The 15,036-nt window shown below is 72.8% G+C and carries 16 protein-coding genes; 8 read left to right on the top strand and 8 right to left on the bottom strand.

From position 1 onward, the window contains the following. Nucleotides 1-16 precede the first annotated feature (16 nt). Nucleotides 17-871 (bottom strand): hypothetical protein, encoded by an 855-nt coding sequence (locus ACIQI7_RS08275; protein ID WP_401106293.1) that lies wholly within the window; start codon nt 869-871, stop codon nt 17-19. Then, on the bottom strand, nt 868-1,413 hold the full coding sequence (locus tag ACIQI7_RS08280; RefSeq protein ID WP_401106296.1) for an RNA polymerase sigma factor: 546 nt from the start codon (nt 1,411-1,413) through the stop codon (nt 868-870). The genes ACIQI7_RS08275 and ACIQI7_RS08280 overlap by 4 nt, the downstream gene beginning before the upstream one ends. Nucleotides 1,414-1,498: 85 nt before the next feature. Here ACIQI7_RS08280 and ACIQI7_RS08285 point away from each other — a divergent pair, with 85 nt between their 5' ends. The 4 genes from ACIQI7_RS08285 to ACIQI7_RS08300 all read left to right on the top strand — a co-directional run bounded on the left by ACIQI7_RS08285 (nt 1,499) and on the right by ACIQI7_RS08300 (nt 5,188). Next, a complete protein-coding gene (locus ACIQI7_RS08285; protein WP_401106299.1) occupies nt 1,499-2,410 on the top strand; it encodes a serine/threonine-protein kinase in 912 nt (303 codons plus the stop codon). Nucleotides 2,411-2,574: 164 nt separating this feature from the next. Next, complete coding sequence (locus tag ACIQI7_RS08290; protein ID WP_401106302.1) at nt 2,575-3,495, top strand: DUF72 domain-containing protein; 921 nt, start codon at nt 2,575-2,577, stop codon at nt 3,493-3,495. A gap of 86 nt (nt 3,496-3,581) precedes the next feature. After that, the gene (locus ACIQI7_RS08295; protein ID WP_401106304.1) at nt 3,582-4,469 is read left to right on the top strand and encodes an LLM class flavin-dependent oxidoreductase; all 888 of its coding nucleotides are present in this window, start codon (nt 3,582-3,584) and stop codon (nt 4,467-4,469) included. A gap of 89 nt (nt 4,470-4,558) precedes the next feature. Next, nucleotides 4,559-5,188 (top strand): hypothetical protein, encoded by a 630-nt coding sequence (locus ACIQI7_RS08300; RefSeq protein ID WP_401106307.1) that lies wholly within the window; start codon nt 4,559-4,561, stop codon nt 5,186-5,188. Between the two features lie 27 nt (nt 5,189-5,215). On the opposite strand, the gene ACIQI7_RS08305 is transcribed toward ACIQI7_RS08300, so the two are convergent. Genes ACIQI7_RS08305 through ACIQI7_RS08320 form a run of 4 tightly spaced genes read right to left on the bottom strand, consistent with a single transcriptional unit; the run spans nt 5,216 to nt 9,006 of the window. Next, nucleotides 5,216-5,731: a hypothetical protein gene (locus tag ACIQI7_RS08305; RefSeq protein WP_401106310.1), complete on the bottom strand. Its 516-nt coding sequence runs from the start codon at nt 5,729-5,731 to the stop codon at nt 5,216-5,218. After that, nucleotides 5,728-6,276 carry a hypothetical protein gene (locus tag ACIQI7_RS08310; protein ID WP_401106313.1) on the bottom strand — a complete coding sequence of 183 codons (549 nt, stop codon included), beginning with the start codon at nt 6,274-6,276 and terminating at the stop codon, nt 5,728-5,730. The genes ACIQI7_RS08305 and ACIQI7_RS08310 overlap by 4 nt, the downstream gene beginning before the upstream one ends. Further along, nucleotides 6,273-8,555, bottom strand: coding sequence for a hypothetical protein (locus tag ACIQI7_RS08315; protein WP_401106316.1), 2,283 nt, complete (start codon nt 8,553-8,555; stop codon nt 6,273-6,275). The genes ACIQI7_RS08310 and ACIQI7_RS08315 overlap by 4 nt, the downstream gene beginning before the upstream one ends. A 13-nt stretch (nt 8,556-8,568) precedes the next feature. Next, on the bottom strand, nt 8,569-9,006 hold the full coding sequence (locus ACIQI7_RS08320) for a hypothetical protein (protein ID WP_401106318.1): 438 nt from the start codon (nt 9,004-9,006) through the stop codon (nt 8,569-8,571). Between the two features lie 215 nt (nt 9,007-9,221). On the opposite strand from ACIQI7_RS08320, the gene ACIQI7_RS08325 reads away from it, so the two are divergent. The 4 genes from ACIQI7_RS08325 (at nt 9,222) to ACIQI7_RS08340 (ending at nt 12,828) form a co-directional block, all read left to right on the top strand. Then, nucleotides 9,222-10,199, top strand: a complete 978-nt coding sequence (locus ACIQI7_RS08325) for an ABC transporter ATP-binding protein (RefSeq protein WP_401106319.1) — start codon at nt 9,222-9,224, stop codon at nt 10,197-10,199. Beyond that, nucleotides 10,183-11,082, top strand: coding sequence for an ABC transporter permease (locus tag ACIQI7_RS08330; RefSeq protein WP_387759710.1), 900 nt, complete (start codon nt 10,183-10,185; stop codon nt 11,080-11,082). Before ACIQI7_RS08325 ends, ACIQI7_RS08330 begins: the two co-directional genes overlap by 17 nt. A gap of 32 nt (nt 11,083-11,114) precedes the next feature. Then, nucleotides 11,115-12,032: an ABC transporter ATP-binding protein gene (locus tag ACIQI7_RS08335; RefSeq protein WP_401106322.1), complete on the top strand. Its 918-nt coding sequence runs from the start codon at nt 11,115-11,117 to the stop codon at nt 12,030-12,032. A 79-nt stretch (nt 12,033-12,111) separates the two neighbouring features. Beyond that, nucleotides 12,112-12,828, top strand: coding sequence for an ABC transporter permease (locus tag ACIQI7_RS08340; RefSeq protein WP_387759714.1), 717 nt, complete (start codon nt 12,112-12,114; stop codon nt 12,826-12,828). 142 nt (nt 12,829-12,970) lie between these two features. On the opposite strand, the gene ACIQI7_RS08345 is transcribed toward ACIQI7_RS08340, so the two are convergent. Next, entirely contained in the window at nt 12,971-14,215 is a 1,245-nt protein-coding gene (locus ACIQI7_RS08345; RefSeq protein WP_401106325.1) for a CynX/NimT family MFS transporter, read from the bottom strand. Between the two features lie 63 nt (nt 14,216-14,278). Then, the gene (locus tag ACIQI7_RS08350; protein WP_401106328.1) at nt 14,279-15,001 is read right to left on the bottom strand and encodes a FadR/GntR family transcriptional regulator; all 723 of its coding nucleotides are present in this window, start codon (nt 14,999-15,001) and stop codon (nt 14,279-14,281) included. Nucleotides 15,002-15,036: the final 35 nt, after the last annotated feature.

Here is a 15,036-nt window from a genome sequence, read left to right on the forward strand (position 1 = left end):
GGCCCGACCCGCTGTTTCACAGCTGTGACAGAGCGGCCCTGACGACGTGGTCCATCGCGGCCGTGCCCAGGCAGGCGCGGACCGTCAGCACTCCGTAGTGGCTGCCGCTGCGCAGCACGGCGACGCCGCCGCAGGGCTCCTTGCCCTCGGGCGCTCGGCCGGTGGTGTTGAGGGTTCCCTCGTAGGTACCCATCCAGCTCGCGGTGGCGTCCGGGGCGAGCTGCAGTGTCGTGGTCCTTCCGTAGACCCAGTGCCCTGGTGGTCCCTCCTTGCAGGGCACCTCCTCCAGCAGCAGGCGCTCGCTGTAGCTCTGCGCCAGGGAAGGGCTCGGGGCCTCGGCGACGACCTCGCGGGCGACCTGGTCGACGCGGTCGGCGGCCGGCGGGGGGTCGCCCGGTTCGGTGCGGGGGCTGGTCGTCAGTCCGCGGAAGTGGGCGCCGGGCCCGCCCGGGGGCTGTTTGAGGGTCGTCTGGCCGGAGCAGGCCGAACTGGCGTCAAACCCGTCGCCGCGCCGGTCGGTGACGTGGATCTGCCCGATGCCGATGTCCGGGCTGAACGCCGCGGGGTCCACGAGGTTCGCGGTCGTCACCGGCCCGGTCGCACCGGTCGGCGAGGCGGAGCCGGAGCCGGAGGCCGGGGACGCGGGTGCCGGGACGGACGCGCCGGGCGTCGCGGGAGCGGACGCGCCCTGGGACGCCCCGCCGGCCGCGGCTCCCGACCGCGCCGCCGGTTGCCCGGTGGTGCCGGGGGGCGGTGGCAGGACGAACCGGCCGGTCGCCAGCCCGAGTGCGACCGCGGCCACCAGGGCGGCGACGGCGGCCCGGGGCCGGACGGCGGCGGGGCGGCCCCCCGCCGCGGGACCGTCGCTCACGGACCGGTGACCAGGCGCTCGCGCACGAAGCGGCGGGCCTGGTGGATGCGGTCCTTGACCGTGCCCAGCGGAACGTCCAGCTCCTCGGCCACCTGGACGTAGGTCAGGTCGCCCAGGTCGCGCAGCACGAAGGCCTCCACCAGGGTGGGGTGCCGCAGCTCCAGCGCGGCCAGCGCCTCCATCAGGTCGAGCCTGGTCCCGGCGATGACGCTGGTGGTGCGCGGGTCGACGGACTCGGGGAGGTCGGCGTGGCTGTCCTCGGCGCGCCGGCGCATCGAGCGGTAGGTGGACCGGGCGGCGTTCGAGGCGATCACCGTCACCCAGCCCAGGAAGGAGCCGCGGCCGCCGTACCCGCCCAGGTGCGTGCTGATGGACAGCAGCGCGTCCTGCGCGGCCTCCTCCGCGTCGGCGTGGTGGGGCAGGAAGCGCGAGCAGCGGCGCAGCACCAGCGGCCGCAGCTTGGCCAGCAGGTACTCCACCGACCCCGGTTCGCCCGCCTGGGCAGCCGCCACGAGCCGTTCCAGCTCGGCTTCCTCGAACACCCGGATCCCCCGTTCCGTCCCGCCGGCACCGCGCCCGTCGAACGGGAGTTCCGCACTCCCCCCGACTCCGGCAGAATGCTGCCACATGCGCAAGCTCGGCCGTTACCTCCTCCTGGAGCGGCTCGGCGCCGGCTCCTTCGCGACGGTCTGGAAGGCCTACGACCCGGAGCTCGACACCGAGGTCGCGGTGAAGGTGCTGGCCGAGAACTGGGCCGCCAACGCGGACGTGCGCGAGCGGTTCCTGGCGGAGGCGCGGCTGCTGCGCCGGATCGCCAGCCCGCGGGTGGTCCGGGTGCACGACGTCGGGGTGCAGGAGGACCGGCCCTACTTCGTCATGGACCACGTCCGCGGCGGCACCGTGGCGGACCGGGTCGGGCAGTGCGACCCGCAGGAGGCGCTGCGGCTGGCCGCGGAGGCGGGCTACGCCGTCCAGGTCCTGCACGAGGCGGGTGTGGTGCACCGCGACGTCAAGCCGTCCAACCTGCTGCTCGCCGCCGGCCCCGCGCCCGCCGCGGTGCTGGTGGCGGACCTCGGCAGCGCCAAGCAACTGGCCGACGCGTCCGGGCTCACGGTGACCACGGGAACGCCCGCGTACATGGCACCGGAACAGGCCTTCCAGACCGGAGGGTTCGACGGAAGGGCCGACGTCTACGCGCTGGCCGTGGTGGCCTACGAACTGCTGACCGGGCAGAAGCCGTTCGGCCCGGGCGGGCGCGCCACGGCCCTGATGACCGACGGGCGGACCGCCTCGACGCTGCCGGCGCTCCCGGCCGAAGCGGAGCTGCCCCCGCACATCGCCGCGCTGCTCCGGGCCGCGATGTCCGTCGAGCCGGCCGACCGGCCGCCGACCGCCCGGGCCTTCGCGGACGCCCTGCTGGCTCCGGTCCCGCGGCCCCGGCCCCCGGCGGGCCCCGGGTGGCTGACCCGGCGCGTGGTCTGGGCGGCCTCGGGCGCGGTGTTCACGGCGACGGCCCTGCTGAGCTGGCTGCTGCGTTGAACCCGCCCGGGGCCGGGCCGCACCGGCGGTGGTGTCCTCGGTCAAGCCTCGTTCGCCACCGCTGCCCGAGCATCCAGGGCACGGCAGCCCGCTCACGACGTCCGCGACCGGGATCACCCTCGTAACCGCGGAGTCGGCGGCTCGCGTCGGGGCACACGAGGCGCATGGGAGACATCCGCGTCGGCGCGTGTTCGTGGACGGACCGAGAACTGGTGGCCAGTGGCTGGTATCCGGAGGGGCACCGCGACGCGGAGGCCAGACTGCGGTACTACGCCGCGCGGTTCCCGTTGGTCGAAGTGGACGCCACCTACTACGCGTTGCCCAGCACCCGGAACAGCCTCCTGTGGGCAGAGCGCTCACCGGCGGGCTTCCGCTTCGACGTGAAGGCGTTCTCGTTGCTCACCGGGCATCCGACGCGACCAGGCGCACTGCCCGCCGATCTGCGACCCGCCTTCGCCCGGGGGCGCGGCAGGCCCGAGGCGGACCCGGGGCTGCTCGACGAGGTGTGGGGCCGCTTCAGCGGAGCCCTCGAACCGCTGCGCCGATCGGACCGCCTGGGATCCCTCCTCTTCCAGTTCCCCCCGTGGTTGGCGCCGGGCGCCGCGGCGGCATCGCTTCTGCGCCGGTGCCGGGAGCGCACCGCGGGATGGCCGGTGGCAGTGGAGTTCCGGCATCCCGGGTGGTGGCGGGGCGAGCACTTCGCCGCGACCTTCGGCCTGTTGGCCGAGTTGGAGATGGCCGCCGTGGCCGTGGACACGGTGCAGTCACTGCCCACCTCCATTCCCCCGGTCACCCCGGTCACCTCCGCCCGGTTGGCAGTGGTGCGCTTCCACGGACGCAACCGCGCGTGGGGGACCGGCACGAAGGAGGAGCGGTTTCGCCACACGTACACGCCCGAGGAGCTGACCTCCTGGACTCCGGCCATCCGCGCAATGGCCGAACGGGCCGACCAGGTCCACGTCCTGTTCAACAACTGCTGTGGCAGAGCGGCTGTGCACGCCGCGGAGACGATGAGCCACCTGCTCGGCGGTCCGTCGACGGAGGCGGGCGCGTGCGAGGCCACCGCGCGGCGCGGCCCGGCATGAGCGTCCCGCAACTCCCGGAACCGGTCTCCCGGCGTTCCGCACGTGCTCCGAAGGGTCCCGTGGCAGCGGCGCGTAGGGTCGGTGGCATGCGTCTGAGCACAGTGATCCTCCCCATTCACCGGTGGGCCGAGGGACAGAAGATCTGGCGGCGGGCCGAGGAGCTCGGGTTCCACGCCGCGTACACCTATGACCACCTCTCCTGGCGGTCGTTCCGCGACCAGCCGTGGTTCGGCGCCGTCCCCACGCTGACCGCCGCGGCTTCGGCCACGGAGAGCATCCGCATCGGCACTCTCGTGACGTCGCCGAACTTCCGGCACCCGGTGACGCTGGCGAAGGAGCTGATCACGCTGGACGACGTGTCCGGCGGGCGGTTCACCCTGGGGATCGGGGCCGGCGGGACGGGCTTCGACGCGACGGCGATGGGGCAGGAGGCGTGGTCGCCGAAGGAGCGGGCGGACCGGTTCGGGGAGTTCCTGCCGCTGCTGGACGAACTGCTGCGCAACGACGCCACGACCCGTGAGGGTACGTACTACTCGGCGGTCGAGGCGCGGAACGTCCCCGGCTGCGTGCAGACCCCGCGGCTGCCGTTCTACGTGGCGGCGACCGGCCCGCGCGGGCTGAAGCTGGCCGCCGAGCACGGGCAGGGCTGGGTGACGTACGGCGACCCGCGCGGGCCGGCGGACGTGCCGGTGGAGCAGGCGCCCGAGGTCATCGCGCGGCAGATCGAGAAGCTGACGGCCGCCTGCGAGGCCGTCGGCCGGGACGTCACGACGCTGGAGAAGGTGCTGCTCCAGGGCTCGACCGCGGAGAGGCCGCTGCAGTCGGTGGAGGCCTTCGTCGACTGGGCGGGGAGGTACCGGGAGCTGGGCGTCACCGAGCTGGTGATCCACTGGCCCGTCCCCGGCTCGATCTTCGAGAACGACCTCGCCGTCTTCGAGGAGATCGCCACCGAGGGCCTGGCCAGGCTGGGCTGAGAGTCGGCGCCCCGGGCGTCGGCCCGGGGCGCTAGTCTGTCCGCCGCACCGTACAACTGATCATGCGTCACCACGGGGGTTCCTTCGTCATGCCTTCTTCCCGCTCCAGCAGACTGCTCGCCACCGCGCTGGTCGCCGCCGCCGCGTTCGGCCTGGCCGCCTGCGGCCCGGACGACTCCTCGGACCAGGGCGCGGGAAGCGTGCCGACCGGCGCCGCCTCCGCCGCGCCCACCGCCGCCCCGGCCGGCACCGCGAGCCAGGCGCCGAGCGGCAAGCCCGCGGGGACCGGCAAGCCCGTCGCGACCGGCAAGCCCGCCGCGACGGGCACGCCGGCCGCCGACGGCGAGCCGGAGGGCTTCTGCACCCACGGGCCGCTGCCCGCCGGGCAGAAGTGGGTCTACCCGGTGAAGGGCACCAGCGCGACGACCCTGGTCTACCAGGAGACCAAGGACGCTTGCGGCGTGAACGACGTGGTCTTCGAGCCGGTCGGGGCGAACAAGAGCGCCCCGATCGCGCCGACCGCCAAGGGCCACCTCAGCTCGGTGCTGGCCCCGCCGAAGGACGTCAACGTGGCCGACCTGGTGAAGCACGTCAACGAGTGCCTCGCCGAACCGACCAACGTCAAGGGCTCCTACCCCTGCTCGGGCGTCGGCGACTACAAGGTGGCGATCGACGCCTCCGGCAAGGTCACCGAACTGTGGGAGCGGGCCCACAGCTGACGGGCGCCGGGAGCGGCGCCGGTCGGCTCACACCGCGGTGACCGATTCGGCGCCGTTCGCGCAGCCCAGTTCCTGGGCGGCGCGAACGGCGAAGCCGGTCAGGAGCTCGGTCACGTGTACCTGGTCGGGGCGGTCGGCGGAGGGGAAGTCGGGGCTGAACCTGAGGGCGGCCCGGTAGGGCTCGTTCTTGCCGTTCAGGGTGCAGCCGAAGGAGACTTCACCGTCGAGGCCGTTGCCGGGGTAGGCGGCGCCGGCCGCCATGACCTGGAGCACCCGTCCGCCCTGGCCTTCGACCCGGCAGTCCAGACCGGGCACGCCGTCCCGTGCCGGGACGCGGAACCCGGTCTCCACGAAGACCCGGGGCGTGTGCCCCAGCAGCGCTGCGAAGCCCGGGGCGTCGAGGGTGCCCCTGCACTCCCCGTGCGACAGGTTGACGGCCGGTGGCCGGTACCCGGTGCGGTCGAGGTACACATGCCAGCCGAGCAGGCCACCGCCCAGCAGCAGGGCCGTCGAACCCGCGATCACCAGTCGGAAGCGCTTCACTGGCAGACGTCCTTCATGCTCTTCTTCAGCCTGTCCCGGGCGATCCGTTCCAGGTCCGCCTGCTGCTGGTCGGCCGAGCCGGCCCTGGCCGCCTCACCGGCGGTGACGACCAGTTGGACGTGGCCGACCGGCCCGCCCTCGCAGTAGTCGGAAACGGTCGCGCCACCGGGCCAGGAGGCGGCCACGCTGCCCGCGTCGAAGCTGCGGGCGTCCGGGTGCCTGGCGGCCTCGGGGGAGAGGGCGGGCCCGCCGTCGTGGAAGACGGCGGAGACGGTGACCGCGGTGCGCCCGTCCACGCGGACCGTGCAGGACACCGGGGCGGCGGTGAGGCCCCGCGACCTCTCCTCGACGTCCTGTTCGCCGCGCGGCAGCAACCGCCCGAGCGGGGTGTCGTCACCGGTGGGCAGCGTGCACAGGTTCGACTCCCGGCCGGCCGTCTCGACCGGCCGGTGGCCGCGCCAGTCCAGGTAGCCGACCGTCCCGGCGGCCGCGACGGCCACGACCGCCGCGGCGGGCAGGATCCAGCGTCCGCCGAGCCCTGTCATCCGTCGCCCTTTCCGTGGTTGACGTGGTTGTTGGTGACCCCGGTGGTGTACCCGTTCGTCACGCTGATCCCGGCGCTTTCGGCGAGGCGCTGGATGTCCGCCCGGCTCATCCCGGAAGTGCCGCCGGCGTCCGTGATGGCCTGCTTGACGCCTCCCACCGCCTGGTTCCGGCCGTCGGCGTTGTTGTCGCGTGCCGTCTGGTTCCCGGCTGCCGTGGTGTCCTGCTTGTTGGCCTCGATCACGCTCTCGGCGATGGAGTCGACGATCTGGCCCGCGATCTCGCCGCCGACCGGTACCTTCTCGGTCACCGTGCCGATGATGCTGTTGAAGGCGTCCTTGGCGTAGCCGACGTTCTTCTCCAGTGCCTCGTTGAACTCCTGGTCGGACTTGGCGTGCTGGTAGTGCACCTCGTCGACCCGGGCCTCGTTGAGGAACCCGCTGACGATTCCGCCGGCGTGGGCGACGTTGTCGATGTCGACGTTGAGCCGGGCGAAGTCGTTCTGCCCGCTGTCCATGTGGCCCCGTATGAGGGCGGTGGTGTACGCCTGGTTGGCATTGACCACCGCGCCGTACGAGTCCGGATCCCGTCCGAGCGCGTCCAGCAGACCGCTCACACTGGACTGGCTGAGAACGGCCGGGGAACCGTTGACCGGGAGGGCGTGGGTGGCGGAGAGCGAGTTCTGCACGTCGCCGATGTACTCGGCGGTCATGTGCCCGAGGCTCACCCGCATCGCGGCGAGCTTGCCGTCGCCCTTGATGTCCTCCAGCACCCCGCCGTTGCCGTCCCTGCCGAAGGTGTTCACGACCTTCTGCATCAGGTCGGCCTGCTCGGTGGTGTGCCTGGCCGGCGGGACGGGGCCCGGCTCGTCGTACGGGTGGCCGGTGGTGGCCGCCTCCAGGGCGCGGCCGAGCGCGGCGGGCCCGGCCTGCTTGCTCGCGTCCCAGACCTTGGAGTCCCGCGAGGTCGTGTCCGGGATCCAGTCCTTGTCGTGCACGTAGTAGTCGAAGTAGTCGGCCGGCTTGGGCTTGCCGCCCTGGTTGACCGTGCCGTCCTCGTTGTACGCGGTCGGCTTCTCGGTGAAGAACCTGGTGGAGGCCTCCGGGCTGTGCGCGAGCGCCTCCAGGACGGCCGTGGTGGGCCGGAAGCCGGAGCCCGCCTCGTCGCCGCCGGTCAGGTTGAAGCCCTGGATCTGCGAGCCGGGCGGCGGGGCCGGCCAGTACTTGTCCTGGGTGTCGAGCTGGGTGACGTGCTCGGCGATCGGGTTGATGAAGTGGGCGTCGTAGTTCCCGTTCATCAGGATGCCGGAGAGCACCTGGTAGCCGTACGGCACGTAGTCCAGGCCGGAGGCCTGGTACGGCTTGTCCCAGACCGGCTGCGAGCCGGCCTTGCGCAGCGCGGCGGACCACTCGTCCGACAGGTGCGGCTCGTTGGTGGTACGGGTGGCGGTGGCGAGGGTGAGCCCGAGGTTCTTCTGGAGGTCCTGATAGGCCTTCCAGCGCGGGGACTTGTCGTCGCGGGGGTGCGCCGGGTCGCCGACCATGTCGTTCCAGGACTTGATCAGGCCGTCCGGGCCGAGGTTTTGGTAGAACTTGGTGGAGAACTTCGGGTCGTTGCCGTGCGAGGCCAGCAGCGAGTTCAGCTCAGTGAGTTCGGGCTCGGTGATGTCCCCGCCCTTGGCCGCGAGCTGGGCGGCGCGCTTGCCGTCCGCCTCGGGGCCGCTGCCGATGGCCTTGCTGTTGAAGGACTTCTGCCCGTCCGTCATGCTGTCGGAGCGCAGCGCCCAGGCGATCCGCTCGTCGGCGGCGGCGGCCTCCGCGACGGCGGCGTCGATCGCCTTCCGGGCGGCCTCGGCCTTGTCGCCCCACTCCTTCTGGTAGTCCCGCATGGCCTCGTAGTCGTGCCGGGTGGCGTTGTCGGCCGGGGGCCAGCTCACGGTGCCGTTGTCGGTGACGGTCAGTCCGGCCGTGCGGGCGTCCGCGACCGCCTTCTCCAGCTTCGTCCTGGCGGCCTTGAACTCGGTGGACGCCTCCTTGAAGGTGGAGGCGAAGGCGTTGGCCTCGGTGACGGCGGCGGTCAGCTGCTCGTTGGTGCGCTGCAGGCCGGGGCGGGCCTGGTCGGCCGCCGCGCCGGTCCAGCAGGCGGAGTTCACCTTGGCGATCACCGTGGTGTCCCAGTCTCCGTCCATCGCCTGGAGCTTCTGGGCCACGGTGGTCCAGGCGGTGGCGGCGGCGTCCAGGACACCGAAGTCGGCCGTGCTGAGCTCGTGGAAGTCGACCATCGCAGCTCTCCTCTCAGGCGCCGAGGTCGTGCTGGACGGCCGACTCGTTCTGCCGGTAGTTGGTGGCGGTGGCGCGCAGCGCCTGGGTGGTCTGCCCGATGGTGGCGCCGAGCGCGGCGACGCACTGGTCCCAGGTGCCGGCGGCGCCCGCCGCGGCCTTGCCGGTGCTCCAGTTGGCGAGCGCGGTGGAGACCTTGGCGGTGGCCTCGTCGGCGCCGCGGCCGTCGGTGTTGAGGCGGGCGTGGATCTGGTCGGAGTTGTTCCCCGCGGTGGTGAGCGCGTTGGGATCGGCGCTGAAGCCGCCCCCGCCTCCGCCACCGCCCGAGGCCGAGGCCGAGTTGATCCGGGTGCGGGCCGCCTCCTGGGCACGGGCCCGGGCGGTGAGGTTCCCGTCCGCGTCGTAGGCCCAAGGGTTCATCATCCGGTCGAACGCGGTCGCCCGATCAGACATGTCGCTCGCTTCCCCTCCGTGCCGGCACGCTGTTCCGGCACCCCCGTCGGCAAAGAATTCGGCAAGTACGCCAAGAGTTCGACAAAGGGTACAACTGGGCTCCGCTTTTGCCGAACCCCTAGGGGTGAGGGTGCCGGACGTCATACCGCAGCAGCAGAGCGACTCGTCATTCGTGCTCATGACCCGTACCGCACAAGACCGTTACGTTGGTGGGCGTGTCCACAGCTGTCATCAAGACGGACGGCCTCACCAAGAGGTTTCCCCGTGTCACCGCTCTCGACCAACTGACCGTCGAGGTGCGGCCGGGCGTGGTCGGTCTGGTCGGATCCAACGGCGCGGGCAAGTCCACCCTGATCAAGATCCTGCTCGGGCTCGCCCCGGCGACCTCCGGCCGGGGCGAGGTCCTCGGCCTGGACGTCGCCACCCGGGGCTCCGAGATCCGCGCGCAGGTCGGCTACATGCCCGAGCACGACTGCCTGCCACCGGACGTCTCCGCGACCGAGTTCGTGGTGCACATGGCCCGGATGGCGGGGCTGCCCGCCACCGCCGCCCGCGAGCGCACCGCGGACACCCTGCGGCACGTCGGCCTGTACGAGGAGCGGTACCGCCCGATGGGCGGCTACTCGACCGGCATGAAGCAGCGGGTCAAGCTCGCCCAGGCCCTGGTGCACGACCCGAAGCTGGTGCTGCTGGACGAGCCGACCAACGGCCTCGACCCGGCCGGCCGGGACGAGATGCTGGCGCTGATCCGCCGGGTGCACACCGACTTCGGCATCTCGGTGCTGGTCACCACCCACCTGCTCGGCGAGCTGGAGCGGACCTGCGACCACCTGGTCGTGATCGACGGCGGCAAGCTGCTGCGTTCCTCCTCCACCGCCTCCTTCACCGAGGCGACGGCCGTCCTCGCGGTCGAGGTCGGCGACCACCCGGAGGACCACCTCCTGGAGCCGGGCCCGGCGGTCCGCGAGCGGCTCGCCGCGGCCGGCCTGTCCGTCCAGTCCGAGGGCTCGCACCAGCTGCTGGTCCGGCTGGCCGACGAGTCGACGTACGACACCATCCGCGACGCCGTCGCCGGACTCGGCCTCGGCCTGGTCCGGCTGGAGCAGCGCCGCCACCGGGTCGCCGAGCTCTTCACCGACTCCCAGGACACCGAGCAGAGCAGGGGAGGGACGAACGATGCCGCTGCCTCCTGAGACCAGGTCCGCCGACACCGGCGTCATCCACGACATCGGCTACCGCGGCTACACCGGGCCCCGGCTCGGCCGCTCCTACGCCACCCGCGCGCTCTTCACCCAGAGCCTGCGCGCCGCGTACGGCCTCGGCCGCTCGGGCAAGTCCAAGGTGCTGCCGATGCTGGTGCTGGGCGTGATCACCGTGCCCGCGCTGGTCATGGTGGCGCTCTCGGTCGTGATGAAGCGCGAGGAGCTGCCGGTCGAGTACGCCGGTTACCTCTCCATGCTCAGCCTGGTGGTCTCGGTCTTCCTCGCCTCCCAGGCGCCGGTGCTGCTCTCCCGGGACCTCCGCTACCAGACCGTCCCGCTCTACTTCTCCCGCCCGATCACCCGCACCGACTACGTCCGGGCCAAGTTCTGCGCCATGTTCTGCGCCCAACTGCTGCTGATGGCGGCCCCGTTGCTGGTGCTGTACATCGGCGCGCTGCTCGGCGGGATGGACTTCGCGCACAACACCGGGCACTTCCTGTACGGGCTGGTCGCGGCCGTGCTGTACGCCCTGGTGCCGACCTCGGTGGCTCTGGTGATCGCGGCCGCCACCCCCCGGCGGGGCTTCGGGGTGGCCGCCATCATGGGCTACCTGGCGGTCAGCGCCGCGCTGGGAGCGGCCGCGGTCGGGATCAGCAACCCCGGCACGACCGGCTCCGACGCGGCGCAGTGGATGTCGCTGATCTCGCCCACCGACCTGGTGGAGTCCCTGGTCAACGAGCTGTTCGGGCTCGGCGAGGGCTTCGACCGCCGGCACGCGCCGGGCGGCCTCGGGCTGGCGGTGTTCGCGCTCGTCGCGGTGGCCATGGTGGCCGGCTCGTACCGGCTGCTGCTGCGCCGCTACCGCAGCGTCTGATTCAACCGCAGTGTCTGAGAGAGGGACGCAGCATGGCCACCATCAGCATCGACAAGGTCTCCCGCTGGTTCGGGAACGTGGTCGCGGTCAACGACATCTCCATGGCCATCGGCCCCGGCATCACCGGCCTGCTCGGTCCCAACGGCGCGGGCAAGTCCACGCTCATCCACATGATGAGCGGCTTCCTGGCCCCCTCCAGCGGCTCGGTCACCCTGGACGGCGCGCCGATCTGGCGCAACCAGCAGGTGTACCGGCAGATCGGCCTGGTGCCCGAACGGGAGTCGATGTACGACTACCTGACCGGCTGGGAGTTCGTCCTCGCCAACGCCGAACTGCACGGCCTGGCCCAGCCGGGCGCGGCCGCCCGCCGGGCGCTGGACCTGGTGGAGATGGACTACGCCAAGGACCGCCGCACCGGCACCTACTCCAAGGGCATGAAGCAGCGGGTCAAGATGGCCTCCGCCCTGGTCCACGACCCGTCCGTGCTGCTGCTCGACGAGCCCTTCAACGGCATGGACCCGCGCCAGCGGCTCCAGCTGATGGACCTGCTGCGCCGCTTCGGCGCGGACGGCCGGACCGTGCTGTTCTCCTCCCACATCCTTGAGGAGGTCGAGCAGCTGGCCCGGCACATCGAGGTGGTGGTCGCCGGACGGCACGCGGCCTCGGGCGACTTCCGCAGGATCCGCCGGTTGATGACCGACCGCCCGCACCGCTACCTGGTCCGCTCCAGCGACGACCGCCGGCTCGCCGCCGCGCTCATCGCGGACGGCTCCACCAGCGGCATCGAGGTGGACGAGCGGGACCGGGCGCTGCGGATCGAGGCGGTGAACTTCCAGGGCTTCACCACCCTGCTGCCCAGGGTCGCCCGGGAGGCCGGCATCCGGCTGTACACCGTCTCCCCGGCGGACGAGTCGCTGGAGAGCGTCTTCTCGTACCTGGTGTCCGCGTGAGTGCCGCCGCCAGGGCCGCTGTCGTCCGGCACGTCCGGGGAATCGCCCGGGAAACCGCCCAGGAAGGGACCGACCGACCATGAACCCCACCGTCGCCAGGCTGACCCTGCGCGGGCTGCTGGGCCGCCGCCGCGGCCTGCTGCTGCTGGTGGTCCCGGCCCTGCTGGTGATCGTCGCGGCCATCGCGAGCGCGTCCAGCGCCGACCCGCACGACACGGCCGGCAACGTCCTCGGCGCGCTCGGCCTCGGCACCCTGGTCCCGATCCTCGGGCTGGTGGTCGGCACCGGGGTGATCGCCAACGAGATCGACGACGGCTCGATCGTCTACCTGCTCGCCAAGCCGCTGCCCCGGTGGCGGATCGTCACCACCAAGCTGGTCGTCGCGATCGGCGTCACCTGGCTGTTCTCGGTCGTCCCGACGCTGCTGGCCGGGCTGCTGCTGGTCGGCACCCAGGACGGCGTGGCGCTCGGCTACACGGTGGCGGTGCTGGTCGCCGGAGCCGCGTACAGCGCGCTGTTCCTGCTGCTCGGCGTGGTCACCCGGCACGCGGTGGTGGCCGGGCTGGCGTACGCCCTGATCTGGGAGTCGACGATCGGCAACTTCGTCGAGGGCGCCCGGACGCTGAGCATCCAGCAGTGGGGCCGCTCGGTGGCCGAGGCGGTCGCGGGGGAGAACGCGATCAGCTCCGACGTCTCGCTCGGGGCGGCCGTGCCGCTGCTGCTGGTGGTCACCGTCGCGGCGACGGTGTTCGCCTCGGTGAAGCTGGCCGGGATGACCCTCGCCGGCGAGGAGTGAGCCCGGTGCCGCGCCGAGCCCCCTGCGGAGCTGAGCCCTCCACGGAGCTGAGTTTCGCTACGGAGCCGAGCCCGCTACGGCCGTGGGCCCCGGACACCCTCAGGTGTCCGGGGCCCACGGCCGTGCTCCCGCGGCGAGCCGCTCAGAGCGTGCGGTTGCGGCCCGCGCCCCAGCCGGCCACGCCGACCACCAGGGCCAGCACCAGCATCAGTACCAGGGTGGCCTCCCACCCGCCGGTCAGCTGGTGCAGCGCACCGGCGCCGACCGGACCGGCCGCCGCGACCAGGTAGCCGATCGCCTGCGACATCCCGCCCAGCTGGGCGGCGCCGCCCACGGTGCGGGTGCGCAGCACGATGAACGCCAGCCCCAGGCCCAGCGAACCGCCCTGGGCGACGCCGAGGATGGTCGCCGACACCCACGCGGCGGAGACCGGCGCGGCCAGCAGCAGCGCGATGCCCAGCCCGTTCAGGGCGGCCATGGTCACCGCCAGTGCGCGCTGGCTGGTCATCCGGCCGGCCATCAGCGGCACCAGGAAGGCGCCCGCCACCTGCACCAGGTTGGAGAAGGCGAAGACCAGACCGGCCTCGCCGCGGTCCATGCCGTGGTCGGCCAGGATGGTCGGCATCCACGCGACCAGGGTGTAGACCAGCAGCGACGAGATGCCCATGAAGAGGCTGATCTGCCAGGCCAGCGGGGACTTCCAGATGCCCTCGATCGGCTTGCTCGGCGCACCGGCCGCGGCGGCCGCCGTCGCCTGCCGCTCCTGGCGGGAGCGCAGCACCTGCGGCAGCCAGGCCACCGCCGCGACCAGCGCGAGCAGCGACCAGGCGCCCAGCGACGCCCGCCAGCCGCCGCCGAGCGCGTGCTCCAGCGGGACGGAGGTGCCGGCCGCCAGGGTGGCGCCGACCAGCATGGTGGTCGAGTAGACGCCGGTCATGGTGGCCGCGCGGTCCGGGAACTCGCGCTTCACCAGGCCCGGCATCGACACGTTCAGCACCGCGATGGCCACGCCGATCACCACGCAGCCCGCGTACAGGGCCGCCACCGAGGGCAGCACCCGCAGCAGCACGCCCGCACCCAGCACCAGCACCGCGCCGAGCACCACCCGCTCGACGCCGAAGCGGCGGGTCAGCCGGGGGGTGAGCGGAGCGCCGACACCCTGGAAGAGCACGGGGACGGTGGTGATCAGCCCGGCCGCGGTGGCGGACAGGCCGAAGGTCCGCTGGATCTCGCCGACCATCGGGGAGACCGCGGCCAGGCAGGCGCGCATGTTCAGCGCGACCAGCACGATGCCGGTCAGCAGCAGGAGCGGATGGGCCAGCCGGGTGCGGACGGGGAGCGGGGCGGGAGCGGTGACAACCGGCTGCTGGGCACGGGTGACGGCCATGGGTGTGCTGTTCTTTCGTGAATGTGCGTGGGTGCGGACGGCGGAACCGAGGCTCGCGCCGTCCTACTTCCGGGCCGCGATGGCCGCGAGCAGCTGCTCGACGGCCGCGGTCGGGCCGGCGAGCAGCGCACGACACGCAGCCTCCGCCCGGTCCGGGTCACCGCTCTCGATCGCGTCGACCAGCGCCTCGTGGGTGGCGACGACCGCCTCGGGCATGTCGTGGTCGCCGAAGGCCGAGGTCATCGCCTCGCGTACGGAGGCGCCGAAGTAGCGGTACACCTCGGCCAGCGCCGGGTTGTGCGCGGCCTCGACGACGGCGGTGTGGAACTCCAGGTCGTGCTCGACGGTGGCCTCGCGGCTCGCCCGCTCGGGGTGGGCCGCGAACACCTCGGCCTCACGGGCCAGGGCGGCGCGCATCCGCCGGATGTCCTCGGGGGTGTGCCGCAGCGCGGCCAGCCGGGCGCCCTCGGTCTCCAGCGCCGCACGGACCTCCAGGACGTCCCGGATGCCGGAGCGCTGGACGCCGCGCAGCACGGACGCCGGGTCGCTGGTGGAGCGGACGAATGTCCCCTCGCCCTGCCGGGAGACCAGCATTCCGGCGTGCGCCAGCACCCGGATCGCCTCCCGCACGGTGTTCCGTCCGACCTGCAGCTGCTCGGCCAGCTCGTGCTCGGTGGGGATCCGCGACCCGACCGGCCACGTCCCGTCCGCGAGCTGCTCCCGCAGCTGCTCGATCGCGGTGTCCACCAGGGAGCGCCGTCCGGCCGCCTGCAAACCGCCGCTCATGCCGGACCTCCCTCTCCACCGCATACGTCCTACCG

This window comes from Kitasatospora sp. NPDC092039 (genome assembly GCF_044756065.1).
GTDB lineage: Bacteria > Actinomycetota > Actinomycetes > Streptomycetales > Streptomycetaceae > Kitasatospora.

What these genes read in the sequence shown, in the direction of transcription:
- ACIQI7_RS08315 (WP_401106316.1), bottom strand. Translation starts at nt 8,555, where the DNA reads ATGGTCGACTTCCACGAGCTCAGCACGGCCGACTTCGGTGTCCTGGAC.
- ACIQI7_RS08290 (WP_401106302.1), top strand. Translation starts at nt 2,575, where the DNA reads ATGGGAGACATCCGCGTCGGCGCGTGTTCGTGGACGGACCGAGAACTG.
- ACIQI7_RS08345 (WP_401106325.1), bottom strand. Translation starts at nt 14,215, where the DNA reads ATGGCCGTCACCCGTGCCCAGCAGCCGGTTGTCACCGCTCCCGCCCCG.
- ACIQI7_RS08285 (WP_401106299.1), top strand. Translation starts at nt 1,499, where the DNA reads ATGCGCAAGCTCGGCCGTTACCTCCTCCTGGAGCGGCTCGGCGCCGGC.
- ACIQI7_RS08310 (WP_401106313.1), bottom strand. Translation starts at nt 6,276, where the DNA reads ATGACAGGGCTCGGCGGACGCTGGATCCTGCCCGCCGCGGCGGTCGTG.
- ACIQI7_RS08335 (WP_401106322.1), top strand. Translation starts at nt 11,115, where the DNA reads ATGGCCACCATCAGCATCGACAAGGTCTCCCGCTGGTTCGGGAACGTG.
- ACIQI7_RS08320 (WP_401106318.1), bottom strand. Translation starts at nt 9,006, where the DNA reads ATGTCTGATCGGGCGACCGCGTTCGACCGGATGATGAACCCTTGGGCC.
- ACIQI7_RS08350 (WP_401106328.1), bottom strand. Translation starts at nt 15,001, where the DNA reads ATGAGCGGCGGTTTGCAGGCGGCCGGACGGCGCTCCCTGGTGGACACC.
- ACIQI7_RS08295 (WP_401106304.1), top strand. Translation starts at nt 3,582, where the DNA reads ATGCGTCTGAGCACAGTGATCCTCCCCATTCACCGGTGGGCCGAGGGA.
- ACIQI7_RS08300 (WP_401106307.1), top strand. Translation starts at nt 4,559, where the DNA reads ATGCCTTCTTCCCGCTCCAGCAGACTGCTCGCCACCGCGCTGGTCGCC.
- ACIQI7_RS08330 (WP_387759710.1), top strand. Translation starts at nt 10,183, where the DNA reads ATGCCGCTGCCTCCTGAGACCAGGTCCGCCGACACCGGCGTCATCCAC.
- ACIQI7_RS08340 (WP_387759714.1), top strand. Translation starts at nt 12,112, where the DNA reads ATGAACCCCACCGTCGCCAGGCTGACCCTGCGCGGGCTGCTGGGCCGC.